Annotated in this window: 22 protein-coding genes and 1 riboswitch; of the genes, 11 read left to right on the forward strand and 11 right to left on the reverse strand. The window is 72.4% G+C overall.

Features of this window, described 5'->3' with window-relative positions; all coding sequences use genetic code 11:
- The first annotated feature begins 17 nt into the window (after positions 1–17).
- A complete protein-coding gene (locus ACZ6YG_RS17770) occupies positions 18–962 on the forward strand; it encodes a GlxA family transcriptional regulator (protein ID WP_397198757.1) in 945 nt (314 codons plus the stop codon).
- The gene (locus ACZ6YG_RS17775; protein ID WP_219543778.1) at positions 962–1,543 is read left to right on the forward strand and encodes a DJ-1/PfpI family protein; all 582 of its coding nucleotides are present in this window, start codon (positions 962–964) and stop codon (positions 1,541–1,543) included. Before ACZ6YG_RS17770 ends, ACZ6YG_RS17775 begins: the two co-directional genes overlap by 1 nt.
- Here the strand turns inward: ACZ6YG_RS17775 and ACZ6YG_RS17780 are convergent.
- A complete protein-coding gene (locus tag ACZ6YG_RS17780) occupies positions 1,540–2,355 on the reverse strand; it encodes an SAM-dependent methyltransferase (protein WP_364231199.1) in 816 nt (271 codons plus the stop codon). The genes ACZ6YG_RS17775 and ACZ6YG_RS17780 overlap by 4 nt on opposite strands.
- Positions 2,356–2,525: 170 nt before the next feature.
- On the opposite strand from ACZ6YG_RS17780, the gene ACZ6YG_RS17785 reads away from it, so the two are divergent.
- Positions 2,526–2,711: a hypothetical protein gene (locus ACZ6YG_RS17785; protein ID WP_222708829.1), complete on the forward strand. Its 186-nt coding sequence runs from the start codon at positions 2,526–2,528 to the stop codon at positions 2,709–2,711.
- Positions 2,712–2,725: 14 nt separating this feature from the next.
- Positions 2,726–3,913, forward strand: coding sequence for an erythromycin esterase family protein (locus ACZ6YG_RS17790; protein ID WP_466018592.1), 1,188 nt, complete (start codon positions 2,726–2,728; stop codon positions 3,911–3,913).
- 6 nt (positions 3,914–3,919) lie between these two features.
- On the opposite strand, the gene ACZ6YG_RS17795 is transcribed toward ACZ6YG_RS17790, so the two are convergent.
- The gene (locus ACZ6YG_RS17795) at positions 3,920–4,942 is read right to left on the reverse strand and encodes a rod shape-determining protein (RefSeq protein ID WP_466018593.1); all 1,023 of its coding nucleotides are present in this window, start codon (positions 4,940–4,942) and stop codon (positions 3,920–3,922) included.
- A gap of 160 nt (positions 4,943–5,102) precedes the next feature.
- Here ACZ6YG_RS17795 and ACZ6YG_RS17800 point away from each other — a divergent pair, with 160 nt between their 5' ends.
- The 3 genes from ACZ6YG_RS17800 to ACZ6YG_RS17810 all read left to right on the forward strand — a co-directional run bounded on the left by ACZ6YG_RS17800 (position 5,103) and on the right by ACZ6YG_RS17810 (position 7,528).
- Complete coding sequence (locus ACZ6YG_RS17800; protein ID WP_148029613.1) at positions 5,103–5,303, forward strand: DUF5302 domain-containing protein; 201 nt, start codon at positions 5,103–5,105, stop codon at positions 5,301–5,303.
- A 154-nt stretch (positions 5,304–5,457) separates the two neighbouring features.
- A riboswitch (cyclic di-AMP (ydaO/yuaA leader) is annotated at positions 5,458–5,595 on the forward strand.
- 185 nt (positions 5,596–5,780) lie between these two features.
- A complete protein-coding gene (locus ACZ6YG_RS17805) occupies positions 5,781–6,626 on the forward strand; it encodes a hypothetical protein (protein WP_466018594.1) in 846 nt (281 codons plus the stop codon).
- A 38-nt stretch (positions 6,627–6,664) separates the two neighbouring features.
- Complete coding sequence (locus ACZ6YG_RS17810; protein WP_466018595.1) at positions 6,665–7,528, forward strand: alpha/beta fold hydrolase; 864 nt, start codon at positions 6,665–6,667, stop codon at positions 7,526–7,528.
- A gap of 126 nt (positions 7,529–7,654) precedes the next feature.
- On the opposite strand, the gene ACZ6YG_RS17815 is transcribed toward ACZ6YG_RS17810, so the two are convergent.
- From ACZ6YG_RS17815 to ACZ6YG_RS17835, 5 genes are all read right to left on the reverse strand, one after another.
- On the reverse strand, positions 7,655–8,026 hold the full coding sequence (locus ACZ6YG_RS17815; protein ID WP_271277187.1) for a hypothetical protein: 372 nt from the start codon (positions 8,024–8,026) through the stop codon (positions 7,655–7,657).
- Between the two features lie 22 nt (positions 8,027–8,048).
- Entirely contained in the window at positions 8,049–8,423 is a 375-nt protein-coding gene (locus ACZ6YG_RS17820) for a roadblock/LC7 domain-containing protein (RefSeq protein WP_466018596.1), read from the reverse strand.
- Between the two features lie 29 nt (positions 8,424–8,452).
- On the reverse strand, positions 8,453–9,253 hold the full coding sequence (locus ACZ6YG_RS17825) for a hypothetical protein (RefSeq protein ID WP_466018597.1): 801 nt from the start codon (positions 9,251–9,253) through the stop codon (positions 8,453–8,455).
- Between the two features lie 3 nt (positions 9,254–9,256).
- Complete coding sequence (locus ACZ6YG_RS17830; protein ID WP_148029617.1) at positions 9,257–9,634, reverse strand: roadblock/LC7 domain-containing protein; 378 nt, start codon at positions 9,632–9,634, stop codon at positions 9,257–9,259.
- Positions 9,635–9,805: 171 nt separating this feature from the next.
- Entirely contained in the window at positions 9,806–11,035 is a 1,230-nt protein-coding gene (locus ACZ6YG_RS17835; protein ID WP_148029618.1) for a DUF4032 domain-containing protein, read from the reverse strand.
- A 22-nt stretch (positions 11,036–11,057) separates the two neighbouring features.
- Here ACZ6YG_RS17835 and ACZ6YG_RS17840 point away from each other — a divergent pair, with 22 nt between their 5' ends.
- The gene (locus tag ACZ6YG_RS17840) at positions 11,058–12,635 is read left to right on the forward strand and encodes a DUF885 domain-containing protein (protein ID WP_466018598.1); all 1,578 of its coding nucleotides are present in this window, start codon (positions 11,058–11,060) and stop codon (positions 12,633–12,635) included.
- On the opposite strand, the gene ACZ6YG_RS17845 is transcribed toward ACZ6YG_RS17840, so the two are convergent.
- Together ACZ6YG_RS17845 and ACZ6YG_RS17850 are read right to left on the reverse strand one after the other, a co-directional pair.
- Entirely contained in the window at positions 12,607–13,239 is a 633-nt protein-coding gene (locus ACZ6YG_RS17845) for a class II aldolase/adducin family protein (RefSeq protein ID WP_466018599.1), read from the reverse strand. The two genes, ACZ6YG_RS17840 and ACZ6YG_RS17845, sit on opposite strands and share 29 nt — an antisense overlap.
- Positions 13,240–13,278: 39 nt before the next feature.
- Positions 13,279–13,863, reverse strand: a complete 585-nt coding sequence (locus ACZ6YG_RS17850; RefSeq protein WP_466018600.1) for a TetR/AcrR family transcriptional regulator — start codon at positions 13,861–13,863, stop codon at positions 13,279–13,281.
- Positions 13,864–13,931: 68 nt separating this feature from the next.
- Here ACZ6YG_RS17850 and ACZ6YG_RS17855 point away from each other — a divergent pair, with 68 nt between their 5' ends.
- Both ACZ6YG_RS17855 and ACZ6YG_RS17860 read left to right on the forward strand, forming a co-directional pair.
- The gene (locus ACZ6YG_RS17855; protein WP_466018601.1) at positions 13,932–14,849 is read left to right on the forward strand and encodes a carbohydrate kinase family protein; all 918 of its coding nucleotides are present in this window, start codon (positions 13,932–13,934) and stop codon (positions 14,847–14,849) included.
- A 20-nt stretch (positions 14,850–14,869) separates the two neighbouring features.
- Positions 14,870–16,084, forward strand: coding sequence for an aminotransferase class III-fold pyridoxal phosphate-dependent enzyme (locus ACZ6YG_RS17860; protein WP_148029623.1), 1,215 nt, complete (start codon positions 14,870–14,872; stop codon positions 16,082–16,084).
- A 4-nt stretch (positions 16,085–16,088) separates the two neighbouring features.
- Here ACZ6YG_RS17860 and ACZ6YG_RS17865 read toward each other — a convergent pair whose 3' ends face one another.
- Positions 16,089–17,327, reverse strand: coding sequence for an alkyl sulfatase dimerization domain-containing protein (locus ACZ6YG_RS17865; protein WP_271277179.1), 1,239 nt, complete (start codon positions 17,325–17,327; stop codon positions 16,089–16,091).
- 170 nt (positions 17,328–17,497) lie between these two features.
- Between ACZ6YG_RS17865 and ACZ6YG_RS17870 the strand changes: the two genes are divergently transcribed.
- Positions 17,498–18,037: a superoxide dismutase family protein gene (locus tag ACZ6YG_RS17870; protein ID WP_219543793.1), complete on the forward strand. Its 540-nt coding sequence runs from the start codon at positions 17,498–17,500 to the stop codon at positions 18,035–18,037.
- Here ACZ6YG_RS17870 and ACZ6YG_RS17875 read toward each other — a convergent pair.
- Entirely contained in the window at positions 18,034–19,419 is a 1,386-nt protein-coding gene (locus ACZ6YG_RS17875) for a serine hydrolase (RefSeq protein WP_466018602.1), read from the reverse strand. The genes ACZ6YG_RS17870 and ACZ6YG_RS17875 overlap by 4 nt on opposite strands.
- Between the last annotated feature and the right edge of the window lie 11 nt (positions 19,420–19,430).

Below are 19,430 nucleotides of genomic sequence, written 5' to 3' on the forward strand. Positions count from 1 at the left end.
CCCTGGAGCATAAAGACGTGCGCGTCGTCTTCGTCATCTTTCCCGGGTTCCAGATCCTGGATCTGACCGGGCCGCACGAGGTGTTCCACCAGGCCGGACCGTACGCGATCGAGACCGTCGCGGTGGCGGAGGGGCCGGTCCCCGCGTCGGGCGGGCTGGCCGTGGTGCCCACCGCGACCGTCGCCGGTTGCGACGGCGCCATCGACACGCTCGTCGTCGTGGGCGGGCGCGGCACGCCCGAGGCGTGCGCCGACGCGCGGCTGATCGGCTGGCTGCGGGAGGCGGCCGGGCGGTCCAGGCGGGTGGCGTCGGTGTGCACCGGGGCGTTCCTGCTGGCCGAGGCCGGGCTGCTGGACGGGCGGCGGGCCGTCACCCACTGGTCGTCGTGCGACCGGCTGGCCGCGCGGCACCCGTCCGTCGTCGTCGATCCGGACGCGCTGTTCGTCCAGGACGGCAACGTGTGGACCTCGGCGGGCGTGACCGCCGGGATCGACCTGGCGCTGGCGCTCGTCGAGGACGACCTCGGGGCGGACGAGACGCGGCGGATCGCCCGCCATCTGGTGATGTTCGTCCAGCGGCCCGGCGGGCAGGCGCAGTTCTCCGCCCAGCTCGAAGCGCGGCGGCCGGCCCGCGAGCCGCTGCGTGATCTGCTGGCCTGGATCACCGCCTCCCCCGACCAGGACCTCACCGTGCCCGCGCTGGCCCGCCGGGCGGACATGAGCGAGCGCAACTTCACCCGCGTCTTCACCGCCGAGACCGGCCGCACGCCCGCCGCCTTCGTCGAGTCCGTGCGGCTGGAGGCGGCCCGCCGCCTGCTGGAGACCACAGACGACACGCTCGACGCCGTCGCCAGGGCCTGCGGGTTCGGCACGGTCGAGACCCTGCACCGCTGTTTCCGGCGGAGCCTGCGGGTCACCCCGGGGCAGTACCGCCGCCACTTCCGTATGACGAGGAGCCACTGATGCGCATCGGGATCTTGCTGTTCGAGGGCGTCGAGGAGCTGGACGCCGTCGGCCCGTGGGAGGTGCTGGCCTCCTGGGCCGCCGCCCATCCGGACGAGGCCGAGGTGGTCGCCTTCGCCCGCGAGGCCGGCCCGGTCCGCGCGGCCAAGGGCCTGGGGCTGGTCGCCGAGCACGGCATGGCCGACGTCGGGCCGTTGGACGTGCTGCTGCACCCGGGCGGGCGCGGCACCCGGCCGCTGCTCAAGGACGAGGAGCACCTGGCCTGGCTCCGCGACCGGCGCGCCACCGTGCCGCTGCTGACGAGCGTGTGCACGGGGTCGCTGGCGTACGCGGCCGCGGGCCTGCTCGCCGGCCGCCCCGCCACCACCCACTGGTCGGCCATCGACACCCTCACCGAGCTGGACCCGACGATCGAGGTGCGGCCCGGCTACCGGTTCGTGGACGACGGCGACACCATCACCGCCGCTGGAGTGTCGGCGGGCATCGACATGGCGCTGCACCTGGTGGCCCGGCTGGCCGGCACCGAGCGCGCCAAGGAGACCCGCCACTACATCCAGTACGACCCGGCCCCGCCGGTCTAGGGGACGCGGCCGACGACGCCGAGCACGCCGCCCTTGACCAGGCCAGGCCACGGGTACGGGTCGTCGTCGTTGCGCCACTTCTGGGCCGGCACCACACCCGGAGGGAGGATCTCCAGGCCCTCGAAGAGCGCGAGCAGGTCCTCCCTGCCGCGCCAGGCGAGGCCGCCCGAGGTGCTGCGCTGGTAGACGCCGCGGACCCCGTCGACCTTCGAGGCCTCGCTCTCTCCGGGCTCGATGTAGCCGTGCGAGACCACCAGATAGCTGCCGGACACCAGAGGCTGCCTGAGGGCCGCCACGATCTTGGCCACCTGGTCGTCGTCGTGGAAGAAGTGGAAGACGGCCGCCACGACCACGGCCACGGGCCGGGAGAAGTCCAGATGCTCTTCGGCGGCGGCCAGGATGGCGTCGGGCTCGGCCAGGTCGCCCTGGACGATGATCGTCTCGGCGTTGTCGGCCAGCAGGGCGCGGGCGTGGGCCAGCACGATCGGGTCGTTGTCCACGTACACGATCTTCGAGTCCGCGGCGACCCGCTGCGCGACCTGGTGGACGTTGTCCTGCGTCGGCAGGCCCGTCCCGATGTCCAGGAACTGCCGGATGCCGGACTGGGCCAGGTGCCGCACGCTCCGGATGAGGAATCCCCTGTTGGCCAGGGCCACCTCGCGGATGTCGGAACCGGTCTGGCGGGCGAGCTCGATGACTTGCTCCGCGGCCTCCCGGTCGGCGGGAAAGTTGTCCTTGCCGCCCAGGTAGTAGTCGTACATGCGGGCCACACTGGGCACGTTGGGGTCGATCTGCCCCGGAAGCTGCGCCATGTCCTCGCCTTCCACGTAGCCTCTGCCGCAAATGTAGTGCTTTTTCGTGACGAACGGATCTTTATCCTCTAGAAAGAGGTGATCCGGTGGGGCGGTATGGGCCAAGGGCTGATGCGGGCGATACTTTGGTCCGATGCGGCGGGCCCGCCGGGGGTGTCAGCGTTGCCCGCATGGGGTTCATCGGAGTCATTCTCATGATCCAGGGGTTCGGCGGGTTCGTGGCCCGCCAGTTCTTCGACCGCGACTTCGGGCTGCTGCATCTCTGGCTCGACGGCGCGACGCTGACGGTGGTGAGCGTCGCGCTGGGCGTGCTCGGCCTGGTGCTCGCCCTGGCCAGTCTTCGAGACAGGTCGTGACGGGAGCGGCCGAGGTGACCGGCTGGCTCGCGTCCAGGGCCGTCCCGCTCGACGGGCTCGACCCGCGCGGGCCGGTCGCCGGCCTGGAGCCGCTGCGCGAGGTCCTCGACGGTGTCAGGGTGGTGGGGCTGGGGGAGGCGACCCACGGCACGCGGGAGTTCTTCCTGCTCAAGCACCGGCTGCTGCGGTTCCTCGTGGAGGAGCTGGGGTTCACCGTGCTGGCGATGGAGGCCAGCGTGTCGGCGTCCGAGGCCCTGGACGCCTACGTCCTGGGCGGAGCGGGGGAGCCGGAGCGGCTGCTGGCCGACCTCGGGTTCTGGACGTGGCGGACGCGGGAGATGCTGGCCGTGGTGGAGTGGATGCGCGCGCACAACCGCACCGCCGAGCCGAAGGTGCGCTTCGCCGGGATCGACCCGCAGTTCCCCGCAGCGTCGCTGCGGTGGCTCCGCGATCACCTGGGTGAGCGGGCAGGCGAGCTGCTCGGGCCGCTGGCGGTGCTGGGGGAGACGCGCCTGGGAGTGGGGGAGCCGCTCGACCCGGCGATCGAGGCGGCCGCCCGCGGGCTGGCCGACGAGGTGGGCGCCGGCGGGCCGGGAGAGGCGCACGCCAGGACCGTGCGGCAGTTCGCGACACTGGTCACGCGGCCGATGCGCGACGCCGACGGGGCGCGCACCGCCGGGGCGGCCCGCGACCAGTTCATGGCCGACAACGTCGACCGGCTGCTGGAGGACCCGGCCACGAAGGTCGCCGTCTGGGCCCACAACGGTCACGTGGCCGCCGGCCACTACGCGCGCCTCGGTGCTCCGGTCATGGGAGATCATCTGCGTCAGCGTCACGGCGCCGGTTACTACGCGCTCGGCCTGCTGTTCGGACAGGGTGAGTTCCGGGCCAGGCGGCTCCGGTTCGGCAGGCCCGACGTGCGGCGGCCGCCGGTGCGCCACCGGGTGCCCGCCGCCGGCAGGCCCGACGTGGCCGAATCCCTGCTGGCCGCCGCCTGCCCCCGCGATCACGTCGTCGACCTGCGCCTCGGGCCCAGGCCCGAGGCGGTGACCCGGTGGCTGGGCGAGCAGCAGTACGTGCGCGGTTACGGCGCCACGGCCGGGCGCTTCTCGTACAAGCTGACCTTCACCCCGGCCGTGCTCGGCGCCGCCTTCGACGGGCTCGCCTACATCGCGCACGGCACCTGTTCGACCCCGCTGTAAGGGTTGTCACAGCGGGGGCCGGGGGCCGATGGCGCCCAGGCGGTCGGCGTATCTGCCGAGGCCGAGTGCCATCGACTCGACGGGCCGGTCCGCGCGCCGCACCGGCACGCCCATGGCGGCGCGCAGGCGTCTGGCCAGGCCGCGCAGCAGCGCGCCGCCGCCGGTCAGCACCGCCCCGTGCGCGGCGACGTCGGCGGCGAGCTCGGCGGGGCAGCGCTCCAGGGCCGTCGCCGCCGCGCGGGCGATGGCGTCGGCCGGCGCCCGGGTGACCTCGTACAACTGCTGGACGGGCAGCCACGCGACCCGCTCGCGCCGCGACTCCGGGTCGAGGCCGCGGACGATCACGTGCCGGTCCAGCGGTTTCCAGGACGGGCCCGCGCGGAGCTTGGCCGCCTCCGCCTCCGCCTCGCCGACCAGCAGCCCGTGCTCACGGGCGACCAGGGTGGCGATCGCCGCGTTCACGGCGTCGCCGCCGGCGTGGACGGTCCCGGCGGCGACGACGGCGCCGCAGGCGAGGATCGCGATCCTGGTCAGGTGAGGGCCGATGTCGACGATCATGCGCCCGGCCGGCTCTGTCACCGGCAGCCCGGCGCCGAGCGCCACCGCGACGGCGTGCTCCACGAGGTACACCCGCCTGGCGTCCGCCTCGTAGGCCAGGTCGCGCACGGCCGAGCTCAGGATGGGCGGGGCGCCGTCGGGCAGCGCCATCACCAGCCGCGGCCGGGCGTACGGGTGCCCGTGCACCTTGCTCAGGAAGTGCTTGACCAGCCGCCCGGCGAGCTCGCCGCCCTCGCGCACCGGCCAGCGGGCGATCCCGTCGTCGTGCCGTACCGCCCGCGTGCCCGCCCCGCTGGCGGCCGAGCACGCCGCGTACGCGTCCGCGCCGAAGAGCGTGCGGCCCGTGGCCGCGCAGGCCGCCGCCATCGACGGCTCGTTGAGCACCACGCCCAGGCCGGGGGCGTAGATCTGGGTGGTGGCCGTGCCGAGATCGATCGCGAGATCCCGGCCGAGGAACGCGAGCGGGCTCACCGCCGCGGCTCCGGGGGGTAGAGCTGCATGTCCGTGGTGTTTCCTCGATCGGGTCAAGGCAACACCAAGTGGCCGGCGCGCGTCCCGCCGATGATCCCGGTTATGCGCTGTCAAGGCCTGCGTGCGAAGCTGGAGGCTGTACGCACATCAGGAGGCCCTCATGGCGGAAACCCCGGAGCCGGAAGTCGACGAGACTCCCGAGGACGAGATGAAGCGCAAGTTCCGTGAGGCACTGGAGCGCAAGCGCGGCCAGCAGGCGGGATCTGGCGGCAGTGGTAGGGGCGCCGACCATTCCAAGATCCACGGAGCCCACGGCCCGGCTGCCGGCAAGCGGTCCTTCAGGCGCAAGAGCGGCGGCTGAATCTGGGTGTTCAAGGGGGTACGGCATGCCGTACCCCCTTTTTCTAGGTAGATCTTCGCCCGAATCATGGGCTTACCTTTGCGTTTGTCCGATTTGCTCGCTAGATTGGTCGGCGTTACCAGGCAGTGACCTTGGCTCTTCACCAGGAAGAGGCGGCTGCCTGGCGCCGAATCCCGCTCCCCCGCGGGAACCGGGGACCCACCTTCTGGGGTGAATCCGGCCCATGCGGCCGGTAGGGCATCTCCACGTCCGAACCCGTCAGCTAACCCGGTAGGCGAGATGGAGAGGACGTTTTCCTGTGATGAATCACCGCGCCCGTCCCCCCTACCGCGGGATGTCATCGGCCGCCGATTGAGCGGCACCATTTCCTGATCTTCCTTTCGCGCTCCCACCGTAGCGTCCGTACGGCTTGATGCCCGGCTACGTCGTTCCGCGAGCGCATCTTTGCTGTTGCCTCACAAAGGACTTCTGTTTTTCATGTCTGCTCGTTTCAGCATGCGTTCCATCGCCGCGATCGTCGCCGCCGCCGGCACGCTGGCGCTCGGCTCCGGCGCCGCAGCTCACGCCGACACCGACAAGGGCACGGAGAAGGTCCTGCTCCAGGGCGAGACCACGGCCTCCTACTTCTGGGACGACGGCTCCGGCCGCGCGGGTGACACCGGCCTGCCGGCCAGCGGCAAGCCCATGCAGAAAGGCATGGCCGCCAGCCCCAGCTGGCCGCTGCTGACCGAGGGCTACGTCGTCTACAAGGGCAAGAAGGCGCCGTTCTTCGTCGGCGACCGCGGCCCGGGCGTCCCGTCCAGCAAGGGCATCATGCTCGACCTGGACGGCAAGACCTTCGCCGACCTGACCGGCGGGAAGTTCAACCCGCGCACGCTCATGGTGGACGGCAACGGCGGCAAGGGCCACATCGAGGTCGAGTACGTCATCACCAAGTGGGGTGACGGCCTGGGCCTGAAGAACCACCCGGTCGCCTTCTCCGAGGGCGCCTACAAGCGCATGGACCGCAACCCGGCCGCCCCGCCGGTCCTGGCCGGGGACAAGGCGGACGACAAGGCGGACAAGAAGGACGAGGAGAAGGCCGTCGCGGGCCAGTCCGGCAGCGACAAGGCCGAGCCCGTGAAGACCAGCCCCGTGAAGGCCGACCCGGTGAACCTCGTCAAGGCCCCGGCCGAGCCGCAGCCCGCCGCCGGCGGCGCCGAGGCGGCCGCGGCCACCGAGCGGAGCAACGTGGCGGGAGCCGCCGTGGCCGGCGGCGTGATCCTCGTCGGCGGCGGCCTGGTGCTGAGCCGCGAGCGCATCCGCAAGCTCGTGCGCCGCTGACCTTTGCGTCACCACGATTAGAATGTCATTCTAGAGCCGTGACCTCGACCGCATCGGCTCATGGAATCGACATCGCGTACGAGAGCTTCGGCTCTCCCGACGGGCGCCCGCTCCTCCTGATCATGGGGCTGGGCGCCCAGCTCATTCACTGGGACGACGAGCTGTGCGAGCAGCTCGCCGAGCAGGGGCACCATGTCGTCAGGTTCGACAACCGCGACGCCGGGATGTCCACCCACCTCCACGAGGCGGGCGCGCCCGCACCGGGCAAGCCGGCGCCCTACCTGCTGGACGACATGGCCGCGGACACCGCCGGGCTGATGGACGCCCTCGGCTGGCCGGCCGCGCACGTGATGGGCGCCTCGATGGGCGGCATGATCGCCCAGTCGCTCGCCATCCGGCATCCCGAGCGGGTGCTCACCCTCATCTCGATCATGTCGACCCCCGGTGGCGCGGTCGCCCCGCCGAGCGAGAGCGCCCGGTCGGTCCTGTTCGCCAAGCCGGTGACCACCCGGGAGGAGGCCATGACCCAGGCGCTGGCGACCTGGTCGGTCATCGGCTCCCCGGGGTACGAGCTCGACCGCGAGCGTGTCCAGCGGCTGGCCGGGGAGGCGTTCGACCGCGGCCACGACCCGGCGGGGTTCGCCCGGCAGCTCGCCGCCATCATGGCGTCGCCCGACAGGACCGAGGCCCTCACCCGGCTCAACGTCCCGGCGCTGGTCATCCACGGGGCCGACGACCAGCTCGTCCCGCTCTCCGGGGGGCAGGCCACGGCAGCGGCCATCCCGGGCGCCGAGCTCAAGGTCTTCCCCGGCATGGGGCACGACCTCCCGCGGGCGCTCTGGCCGGAGCTCGTCGAGGCCGTCACCAAGCTCACCGCCGGTCACGCGGGCCCGGCCCGCTGATTGCGATACAGCTGGAAGGGGCGCACCTCGCGAAGCGCCGGGAGGCTGCCGCTCGCGAGATGCGCCCCGGCGGCGGCACGCGCTCGCCGCGCCCGGACGCGTGCCGCCGGGTTCTCGGGGGAGGGGTCAGACCTCCAGCTTCTCCTCGATGCCCTTGAGATGGTGCCTGGCCAGGGCCAGGTTGGCCCGGCCGCGGTCCAGGGCCAGGTAGAGGAACAGGCCCTTGCCGCCGCGCCCGGAGATCGGCCGGATGATGTGGTACTGGCCGCCGAGCGTGATGAGGATGTCCTCGATGGCGTCGTTGAGCCCGAGCGAGTCCATCGTCCGGAGCTTCGCCTTGACGACCTCGGTGTTGCCGGCCGCGGCGACCTGGAGGTCCAGGTCCTTGGACCCGCCCAGGGCGCCGAGCGCCATGCCGCTGCCGTGGTCCACGATGGCGGCGCCGATGGAGCCGTCGATCGCCATCATCTCCTTGAGAGAGATGTCCATGCTGGCCATGCTTTCCTCCGATCAGGAATGGTCACTTCTTGCCTGCTGCCACCGCCGCCACCGCGGCGGCGGTCTTGCGCCCCTCCAGCCGGAGCAGCCCGAGGTTGGCGCCGGGCTCAGCCAGGACTGTGAGGACGACAGTGGGGCCGGCGGCGTAGAACGCGGCGTGGCCCGCGCTGCCGGAGACGAGCGTCTCCTCCAGGTCGCCCCGCCCGGCCAGGATCATCATGCGCCGGCTCATCGCGAGCAGCGCCGCGGCCAGCGCGGACACGTGCTCGCTGGTGTCCTCCGCCAGGTCGCAGGCGATCGTCAGCCCGTCGATGGTGGAGGCCACGCTCCCTTTGACGTCGGCCGTCCGTTCGCGCAGGAGAACCATCTCCTTGAGCACCTCTTGACGCAGTTCCACAGATGGCCTCCTCCTGCGTGAGGGGAACCTCACGTCAGCTCCTCCAACGCCTTCCTGAGCCGCAGCAGCAGCTCGATGTCCGTGGGATCCCCGGTGACGACCGGGCCGAGCGGGCCGCCGGCGGTGGCGTCCGCCCTGTGCCGGGCGACGTCGAGCCGCTTGACCCGCCTGGGCAGCGGCTCCGTCCCCTCGGCCGCGACGATCAGGCCCGCCGCCGCCAGCCTGCGCACCGCCAGCAGGACCGCGTAACCGGACCGGCCCAGCCGTTTGGCCAGCTCCAGGGGAGTGGCCTCGCCGTCGGCCCCGATCGCCACCTCCCACTGCACGTCGCTGAGCGTCACGCTCTGCCCGGGCATCCGCCGCGCGGCGCGTACGGGGGAGGTGTCCAGGTCGGCCCGCGGCCACGTCTCGGCGAGCCGTGCCCGGCGGCGCGCGCACTCGCGCACCAGGCCGGGCACGTCGAAGTACCAGCGCCCGCCGAGCCAGTGCCCCTCGCCGGGCCGGAACCTCGGCCGGGCGCCGGTCACCGGCAGCAGGAAGAACGCCGCGTCCAGCACCGCGCCGAGCACGCAGTACTGCAGCTCGCCGAGCGTGACCCGGCCTTCCTCCAGCAGGCGCTCGGTGCCGCCGTCGGCCTGCAGCCTGCGCAGCGCCGACTCCGGCACCCGGCCACCGGCCGCGAGCAGCCGCTCGGCGCCGGGCACCTGCGCGCAGGTCATGTACGTGATGCGCCCGTCGTCGAGGTAGACGGTGCCGGCGCGGCCCACCCGCAGCGCACCGGTGGCCCGTTCCTTGGCGAGGCCGGCCAGGAGCGTGTCCAGCGACGGCATCGGTCACGCCAGCAGCTGCTCGGAGATGGTGCGCAGCCGGTGGCGGGCCAGCGCGATGTTCGACCGCTCCATGTCGAGGCGCACGTAGATCACCAGCGGCCCCTCGAACAGGGTGTCCATCAGCCTGATCAGGTGGTGTCCCTGGTCGGTGCTGATCAGCAGGTCGCCGATGCGCACGGTGTCGCCGGGACAGGCCCGCGAGAGCCCGTCCATGCTGGCCCGCAGCATCTCGGTCAGCGCCGCGGCCGCCTTGTCGGCGTCCACGCCGCGGGGTTGCCCGCTGAAGGACACGGCCATGCCGCTCGTGTGATCCACGAGCATCGCGTCGAGCGCTCCCGGTATGGCCATGACTTCGGTCAGGCAGCTGTCGAGTGCGAGCACGGTGGCCTCCCTCGCCGTCATGCGGACGCGGACAGCTTAGGGATGCCAGAAGAGACGGAAATGAACGGCGATAACGTGAGCCGTACCGAGATGAAGTTGTCTACGGCTGAGGCGAAGAAAAACCCTACTGAGAGGGATAATCCCGCGATTTATGAGGAAATGACAAAGGCCTCAGGGAAGGTTATTCGCATTCGGTTCCGTCGCCTCGTCCGGAAGGAGCGCCTTCTCGTCGGGCTTGAAGACCAGCACCTTGTCCACGTACGACTTGACCGCCGCGGCCAGCCCCACATCGCTCCCGGCCGCCTCCGACAGGTACCACCGGTGGTCGAGGATCTCGTGGAACAGCTGCGGAGCCTCCAGCTTGCCGCGCAGCCCGGCCGGGATGGCCGCGATCGTCGGCTGGAACACCTCGGCCAGCCAGCGGTGCGCCACGATCGCCTCGTCCTCGTGCCGCAGCCCCACGGCGACCCGGAACCCGTCGAGGTCGTTGAGCAGCCGCCTGGCCTGGTTCTCCTCCGCGTCCAGGCCGGTCAGCCGCAGCAGGCGGCGCTGGTGGTGCCCGGAGTCGACCACCTTGGGGCGGACGATCAGCCGGCCGGTGCCGACCTTGCGCCGCACCATCATCTCGGCCACGTCGAACCCGAGCAGGTTCAGCCGCCGGATCCGCTGCTCCACCCGGTGCCAGTCGACCTCCTCGATGATCTCGTCCTGGGTCAGCTCGGCCCACAGCCGGTGGTAGCGGCTGACGATGTCCTCGGCGGTGTCCATCGGGTCGATCGACGGATGGAGCAGGCCGCCGGCCTCCAGGTCGAGCATCTCCCCGAAGATGTTCAGGTGCGCGGCGTCGATGTCGCCGAGCCGCTGCCCGTCGCTGAGCATCGGGTGCATCTCGCCGGTCTCGGCGTCGACCAGGTAGGCGGCGAACGCCCCCGCGTCGCGCCTGAACAGCGTGTTCGACAGCGAGCAGTCGCCCCAGTAGAACCCGGTGAGATGCAGCCGCACCAGCAGCACGACCAGCGCGTCCATCAGCCGGGTGAGCGTGTCGGGGCGCAGCGTCCCGGACATCACGGCCCGGTACGGGAGCGAGAACTGCAGGTGCCGGGTGATCAGCGCCGCGTCCAGCCCTTCCTCGCGGCCGGTGACGTAGGCGACCGGCTCCACGGCGGGCGCGTCCAGCCTGGCCAGGTCCCACAGGAGCTGGTACTCGCGCCTGGCGTACCGCTCGCTGATTTCCTTGATCGCGTAGACCTTGCCGCCCAGCCGGGCGAACCGCACGACGTGCCGCGAGATGCCGCGGGGCAGGTCGACGAGGTGGTGCTGGGGCCACTCCGCGAGCGGCAGCTCCCAGGGGAGCCGGATCAGGTCGGGATCGCCTAACGCGCCGGTGATCTGAAGGGGCATTCGCCAAGGATATGGTGCATCGGTGGACGAGTTTCTCAGGTGGTACTTTTCCCGGCGTCCGGTCCTGGCGAGCACCTTGGGCGCCGAGGGCTACGACCACACGCTCGGCGACTTCTCCGCCGCCGCGTTCGCCGAGCGCGAGCGCGAGGAGGCCCGATGGCTGGCGCGGCTGGAGGCCGGCGAGACGGGCGACCCGATCGACCGTGACCTCGTGATCTCCCAGCTCCGCGGCGCGGTCGCGCTGGCGGAGTGGCCCGACTGGCGGCGCGACCCGGCCGTCTACCTGTCGGCCGTCTTCACGGCCCTGTTCACGCCGTTCCAGCACCGGCTCAGGCCGGAGCCCGAGCTGGTGGCCGCCGCGATCTCCCGGCTGGCCGAGGTGCCCGGAGTGCTGGCCGCCTGCCGCGCCAACCTCGACCCCGAGCTGGCCGCGCCGCTGATCGTGCGGCGCGGGCTCGGCCAGGCGCGCACCGGGCGCGCCTTCCTCACCGAGACCGTCCCCGGCATGGTCGGCGACCCGGACCTGCGGGCCCGGCTCGCCGAGGCCGCCGAGCCGGCCGCCGCCGCGTTCGACGAACTGGTCGCGTTCCTGGACGGCTTCCAGTGCGGCGGCACCTGGCGGATGGGCGAGCGGCTCTACTCGCGCCTGCTGCGCGAGCGCGAACTGCTCGGGTACGGCGCCGCCGAGCTGCACGAGAAGGGCCGGGCCGCTTGGGACGAGCTGGACGGGCGGATGCGCGAGGTCGCGGTACGGGTGAGCGGCTCGCCCGACTGGCGGGCCGCCATGGAGACGCTCATGGACGACCACCCCGGCACGCTGGAGGGGATGCGGGCCGAGTACGAGGCCGAGACCCGGCGGGCCAGGGAGTTCGTCCGCGAGCGGGACCTGGTGACGTTCCCCGAGGGCGAGGAGTGCCTGGTGCTGCCGTCGGCGGTCTACAGCCGGCCCGTCGTGGCGGTGGCCCACTACCTGGCGCCGCCGCCGCTCAGCAGCTCGCGCACCGGCGTGTTCTTCGTGCCGTACACCCCCGACCACTTCACGCCCGAGCAGGTGCGGCAGCGGCTGCGCACCAACAGCCGGGCGCAGATGCCGTCGATCGCGGTCCACGAGGCCTACCCCGGCCACCACTGGCACCTGGCGACCCTGGCCGCCAACCCGCACCCGGTGCGCAAGGTGTTCCGCACCCCGTACTTCACCGAGGGCTGGGGCCTGTACGTGGAGAAGCTCCTGCACGAGCAGGGCTACTTCGGCACGCCCGCCACCGAGCTGGCCCACCTGGACTTCCGGATCTTCCGGGCGGCCCGCATCGTCGTGGACACCGCGCTGCACTGCGGGGACATGACGACCGAGGAGGCCGAGACGTTCATGGCCACCAAGGCGTCGCTGTCGCCCGGCACCGCGCAGGGCGAGGTCAGCCGCTACTGCGCCTGGCCCACCCAGGCCCCCTCGTACCTCACCGGCGCCATCGAGATCGAACGGATCCGCGCGTCGTACACCGGCTCGCTGAAGTCCTTCCACGACCGGATCGCCGGCTCCGGCGGGCTGCCGACCGGGCTCGCCGAGCGGGCGCTCACCGGCGGGGGAACTCCGGCGGGTTGAGCGCGCGCTCGACCACGGCGGCGAGCTGCTCGTCGGTGAGCACGGCCGGCTCGCCCACGCCCAGCGCGCGCACGTACACCTCGCACAGCCACTCCAGCAGCCGGGTGGCCTCGAACGCCTCCTCCAGCGTGGCGCCGATGGTCACCCCGCCGTGGTTGGCCATCAGCGCCGCCCGCTTGCCCTCCAGCGCCGCCCGCACGTTCGCGGCCAGCTCGTCGGTGCCGTACGTGGCGTACTCGGCGACCTTGACCACCCCGCCCAGCATCAGCGCGTTGTAGTGGATCGGCGGCAGCTCGGTCTTCGTGGTGGCCACGACCGCGCCGAACACCGAGTGGGTGTGGACCACCGCGCGCGCGTCGGTGGCGCGGTAGATCGCCAGGTGCATCGGCGTCTCCGAGGACGGCTGCGCGTCACCTTCCAGGAGGTTGCCGTCGAGGTCCACGACCGGGCACGACTCCGGGGTCAGCCGGTCGAGCGCCACCCCGGAGGGGGTCACCGCCACCCGGTCGCCCTCGCGCACGCTCAGGTTGCCCGACGTCCCGATGACCAGGCCCAGCTCGACGGCGCGCCTGCCGTACGCGCACAACTGCTCGCGGAGGCTCATGGCGGCAATGTAGTCGGTCGTCCGAAATGCGGCAACGAATCAGAGCCCGTCGAGGTGCTGGAGCAGGAGTCGTTCCAGGTCGACCCGGCGCAGCCGGTCCGGATAGAGCAGCAGGTGCAGGCTCAGGCCGTCGACCAGGGCGAGCAGGTGCTCGGTCACGTCGTCGAGGTTCTGCCCGGTGGTCAGCTCGCCCGCCGCGCTCGCCTGGCCGAGCAGGTCGCGCACGGCGGCGCGCAGCTCGGCCGCCTCCGACCGCTGCACCTCGGCCAGCCGCTCGGAGGCCAGGCTCCGGCTCCAGAAGCTCACCTCCAGGCGGGTCTCCTGGGTGCGCTCGGCGTCGAGCGGCAGGTTGTCGAGGAGCAGCTCGCGCAGCGCGGCCAGCCCAGAGACGCCCTCGACCTTGCGGGACAGCCGGTCGCGGATGCGCTCGTGGGACTGGCTCAGCGCCGACAGCAGGATCTCGTCCTTGTCGGTGAAGTAGTGGGCCAGGACACCGTTGGAGTAGCCGGCCTCCTTGGCGATGGCGCGGGTGGTGGCGGCGTCGATGCCGTCTCTGACGATCACCCGGCGGGCGGCTGACAGCACCTCGCGCCTGCGCTCGTCGTGGTCCACGATCTTCGGCATCGGCATGCCCCCTTCCGTGTTCGTTCCAGCATATTGACTTTTTAGTCGGACGTCTGTCTATTTAAACCATGACCGTCGTCACCGTCGGCGTGCACATCGTCGACATCCTCGCCAGGCCCGTCTCGCACATCCCCGACGGGCAGGACACCGTGCTCGTCGACGAGATCCGGCTCACCGCCGCGGGCTCCGCCGCCGGCACCGCCGTCGACCTGGTCAAGCTGGGCAACGAGGTCGTCACCATGGGCGCCGCCGGCGACGACGAGCTCGGCGACTTCCTCGTCGCGGTGCTGGCCAAGCACGGCGTGAACGTCTCCCGGCTGGTCCGCCGGGCGGGGGAGCACACCGCCGCCTCGATCCTGCCGATCCGGCCGGACGGCGGGCGCCCCAGCTTCCACGTCCCCGGCGCGAACCTCGGCGTCACGCCCGCCGACCTCGACACCGATCTGCTGCGCCGGGCGCGGGCGATCCACCTGGGCGGCGTGGACGTCACCTTCGCGCTCGCCGACCCCGCCTTCTTCGCGCTGCTCGACGAGGTCAGGGCCGCCGGCACGGTGGTCACCATGGATCTGCTGTCGGAGATGCCGGACCTGCTCGGTCTGGCGCGGGCGTTCCTGCCGCACGTCGACTACGTGCTGCCGAACGAGAGCCAGGCCCGGCTGATGGCGGGCGCCGACGATGTGCGGGAGGCCGCCGGGGCGCTGCTGGCCGAGGGGCCGCGCGGCGTGCTCGTCACGCTGGGCGAGGCGGGCAGCCTCGTGGTGACCGGCGCGGGCGCCGAACGGGTCCCGGTCGTCAAGACGGAGGTGGCCGACACCACCGGCTGCGGCGACGCGTACTGCGCCGGGTTCGTCACCGGCCTGCTGCACGGCGAGGACGTGCCCACCGCCGCCCGCTGGGGCACCGCCGCCGCCTCCCTGGTGGCCACCGGGCTCGGCTCCGACGCCGGGCTCACGGACCTCGACGCCGTGCTGGCCCTCCTCGACTGACCACCCCTTAGGAGTCTCCGATGACAGACGCCGAACTCCGCGCGCGGGCCGCCAAGGTCGTCCCCGGCGGCATGTACGGGCACCTCAACGCGGCCATCTTCGCCCCCGGCTACCCGCAGTTCTTCGAGCGGGCCGAAGGCTGCCGGCAGTGGGACGCGGACGGTCGCGCGTACATCGACTTCATGTGCAGCTGGGGGCCGGTCGTGCTGGGCCACCGCCACCCCCGGGTGGAGGAGGCCGCCGCCCGGCAGGCCGCTCTCGGCGACTGCCTCAACGGCCCCGGCCCGATCATGGTGGAATTGGCCGAGCTGCTGGTGGACACGATCCCGAGCGCCGACTGGGCGATGTTCTCCAAGAACGGCACCGACGCCACCACCCAGGCGCTCATGGTCGCCCGCGCCGCCACCGGCCGCACCAAGGTGCTCCGCGCGCACGGCGCCTACCACGGGGCCGACCCGTGGTGCACGCCCTCCACCGCCGGCACCACCCCGAACGAGCGGGCCGACCTGGTCGAGTTCGACTACAACTCCCTGGAGTCGCTGGAGGCCGCCGCCGCGAGCGCGGGCGACGACGTGGCGGCGATCATCGTGACGCCGTTCAAGCACGACTCGTTCGAGGACCAGGCACTGGTCGAGCCCGCCTTCGCGCGGGGCGCGCGGGCGCTGGCCGACCGGCTCGGCGCGGCGCTGGTGATCGACGACGTGCGCGCCGGGTTCCGGATCGACCTGCGCGGGTCGTGGGAGCGGTACGGAGTGCGGCCGGATCTGACGGCCTGGTCCAAGGCCATGGCCAACGGCTACCCGATCGCCGCCCTCACCGGCGTCGACGCGCTGCGGGGCGCGGCCCAGACGCTCTACACGACCGGGTCGTTCTGGTTCTCCGCGGTCGCCATGGCGGCGGCCAAGGCGACCATCGAGACCCTGCGCGACACCGACGGCATCGCGGCGATGGAGCGCGCCGGCACCCAGCTCAGGGAGGGCCTGTACGCGCAGGCCAAGGCGCACGGCTTCGTGGTGAACCAGACCGGCCCGGTGACGATCCCGTGGCTCAGCTTCGACGGCGACGCGGACCTGTCGGTCGCCCTGCACTGGAGCGACGCCTGCCTGCGGCACGGCGTCTACCTGCACCCCTGGCACAACTGGTTCATGTCGGCGGCCCACACGGAACAGGACGTGGCCCTCGCGCTGGAGGGCACCGACCGGGCCTTCGCCGAGACCCGGTCGCACTTCGGCTGACCGGTCAGGAGCCGGCCCGCTCCGCCGACTCGGAGGCGGCCCAGGTGAAGACGCCCTTGGCCATGAGGGACGCCTCGCGGGCGGCGCGGGCGGCGAAGACGTCGGCGCGGACCCGGTGGACGCCCGGGTCGTCAGGAGCGGCGAGCGCGGCCATCTCGGCGAAGTGGCCGGCGAGCCGCTCGTCGCCGTCCGCGAGCGCCTTCACGGCGGCGTCCGCGAGCTTCCCGGCGCCGCCTGCCAGGTCCGCCACCGCCCGGGCGAGCACCGCGTCGGGAGCGGGCTTGAGGTTGGCCGGGTTGCCGTCGTACCAGCCGCCGTAGAGCCGCCAGAGGTTGCGCACCACGAACTCCGGCTCGTCGTAACGGGCCCGCAGGTACGGCCGGTCGGCCAGGTGGCCGGGCGGCCGGACGGCGTGCACGATCTCGTCCAGCCGGGCGCCCGCGTTGAGCAGGCCGAGCGTCTGGGTGACCAGCGACTCCAGCCACTCGGCCGTCTCCAGCAGCGCCTGCCGGATGCGGTCGCGGCCGAAGATCGGGGCGCCGTGGCTGGGCAGCATGATCTCGGCGTCGAGCGCGGCCATCCGGCGCAGGGCGTGCACCCACTCGCGCGGGTAGCGCTGCGCCTTCTGCGGGTTGCCGCAGTTGGGAGTGACCCAGATGAACAGGTCGCCGGGCAGCAGCAGCCGGTGCTCGGGCACGTACGCGACCGTGGCGTCGTCGGTCTCGCCCTTGGCGTGGAACAGGTCGAAGGTCAGCCCGCCGAGCCTGACGGTGAGCGCGTCCCGGTAGGTGACGTCGGGGTGGCGGTACTCCGAGGGCCACTGGAGGCCGGGGAGCTGGAACTGCCGCTGGTTGATCACCGCGTTGTAGCCGCTGGTCAGCAGGTAGCGCTGGAACCTCGGCACGACGGCCTCGTGCGCGTACACCGTCGCCCGGGGCCCGGACTCCTCGAACGGCCCGGTGCCGAAGACGTGGTCGATGTGGCCGTGCGAGTAGAACGCGGCCGTCAGCGGCGCCCGGGTCCATCCCCGCACGTCCTCGTACAGCTTGCCCGCCGAGAACGGGCTGCTGGTGTCCCAGAGCGCCAGGTGCCCCTCCGTCTCGAACGCGATCACGTTGCCGAATCCGGGCCACCACCCCAGGCCGTCGGCGACGGTCATCACACCCCTGCCGGACAACCCGGGATCCGCGATGCTGTCGCCAGTCTCCCCACGCCACACGCGGTCCGCGTACTCCTCCATCATGGTCCCACTCTGCTTCTAGAATTCGGTTCTAGGCAAGAGGGGCATGGCAAGGTCACGTCTCGATTCGATCGCGACCTTTTGGCGGGCGGGGGTGAGGGCCGGGTCGCTGAAGTGGGACACGAATCTTCAAACACGATGCGTAGTCACTCGGTTACTGATATGAGTGGGGCATGCCCACACGCCTGCCCGTCATCCTGCTCGCCCTGCTCGCGGCCGGTTGCGGCGCCAGCCCGCCGCAGCTCGCCCACACGGAAGGCCAGCCGGCCACCACGCTCAACGGCAGCGGCGAGTTCACCGTCGCCGGCGCCTCCGCGGTCGCCTATGACCGGAAGCTGGCGCCCGAAGGCGCCCAGGCCAGCGTCACCGCCGAGTCGTCCGGCGGCCAGACGATCACCTCTCTGGTGGTCGAGGGTTTCCGGCCGAGTCGTGGCTACGGCGCCCACCTGCACACGAAGCCGTGCGGCAAGACCGGCGCCGACGCGGGCCCGCACTACCAGCACCGGCCCGGCCCGGCCAGCGCCGACAACGAGATCTGGCTCGACCTCAAGACCGACGCCACCGGCGCCGGCCGGGCCACCGCCCGCCACCCGTGGGGCTTCGACCCGGCCACGCCGCCCCGCTCCCTGGTCCTGCACTCCAAGGAGACCACGGCGACCGGCCCCGACGCCGGCAACGCCGGTGACCGGATCGCCTGCCTGACGATCAGCTAGCCCCGCGCCGCCAGCGCGAACGCGCCCCGCGCCAGCGCCAGGAACTCCTGGCCGGTCTTCCCGTCGTCCAACGGCGCGTCCGGGTCGACGCCCATCAGGGTCACGGCGTACGTCCTGCCGTCGGTGGTACGGGCGCGGAAGCCCATGGCATACACCCCGGGCTCGGAGCCGCCCTTGAACCACACCGACCGCCACCGGTCCGGCGGCAGCCCGAGCCCCGCGTCGTTCGCCGACATGATCTCGTCCACCCGCTCGTCGCCCAGCCCGGAGAGCGCGGCGTGGGCGCGGCAGACGTCCTCCGGTGACACGAACCACTCGATCGTGTCGAGCTCGCGCGGGTGGGTCCACGGACGGATGTCCGAGAGCGGCACCTTCGCCACGACCTTCGCCAGATAGTCGCGCCTGTCCCGGGTGTTCATCGACAGGTAGCGCTCGGCCAGCTCCGGGTAGCGGGCGCCCTTGAGTACGAACAGCTCCCTCGTGGTCAGCAGCGGCGTGTTGCGCCGGTCGTGGCCCTTCGTCCAGGAACGCATGGTGCGCTCCACGGCCTCGCGTCCCGCCTTGCGGATGAGCAGGTCGGTGGCGGTGTTGTCGCTGATGGAGATCATCAGCCTGGCGGCCTCCAGCACGGTCACCCGGCTCCCGTCGGGGCGGTCCTGGAGCTGCCCGGTCGGCAGGCTCTTCACGTCCGCCGTGATCGTCAGCTCGGTGTCCCAGCCGTAGGCGCCCTTCTCGATCTGCCCGGCGACCGTGCCGAGCACGTACAGCTTGAACATCGAGCCGAGCGGGCGGCGCACGTCCGCCGCGACGCCGCGCACGGTGCGGCAGGCGCGGCCGTCGACCCGCGCCGCGACGAACCCGGCCCGCGGCGCGACGGCGCGCAGCCGCCGCTCCAGCTCCTTCCAGCTCTTCGGCGCGGGCTGCGGGGCGGGCGCCTCGGTGAGCCGCATCCCGTTGATCAACCCCGCGCCGTCGACCGACAACTCCAGCAGGAACCGCTTGCCGCCCGACTCCACGCCCGCCACGAGCGCGGCGGCGTGCGCCACGCTCACCGCCCGCAGGCTCAGGTCCGGGTACGCGGTCAGCACCGCGTCGAACTGCTCGGCCGGGACCGCCGCGAGGAACTCGGGGGCGATGCGCGTCCTCAGCTCGCTCTCCCCGACCGGCGCCCTGGTGGAGGCGTCCAGCACCCAGCGCAGCGCGTCCCCCAGAGGCGTGTCCGGGATCTCGACGGGCGGCGCCGTAGACGTGGCCGCAGGCGTCGCGGTCGCCGTCGCGGCAGTGGCGACCGGTGGGACCGCCGCGGCGGTGGCGACCGGTGCGGCGCACGCCGTCAGGCTGACGGCACAGGCGGCCGCCAGGAGTGATACGCGCCTTCTCATGAAAGATCCTC

This window comes from Nonomuraea sp. NPDC054003 (assembly GCF_055585125.1).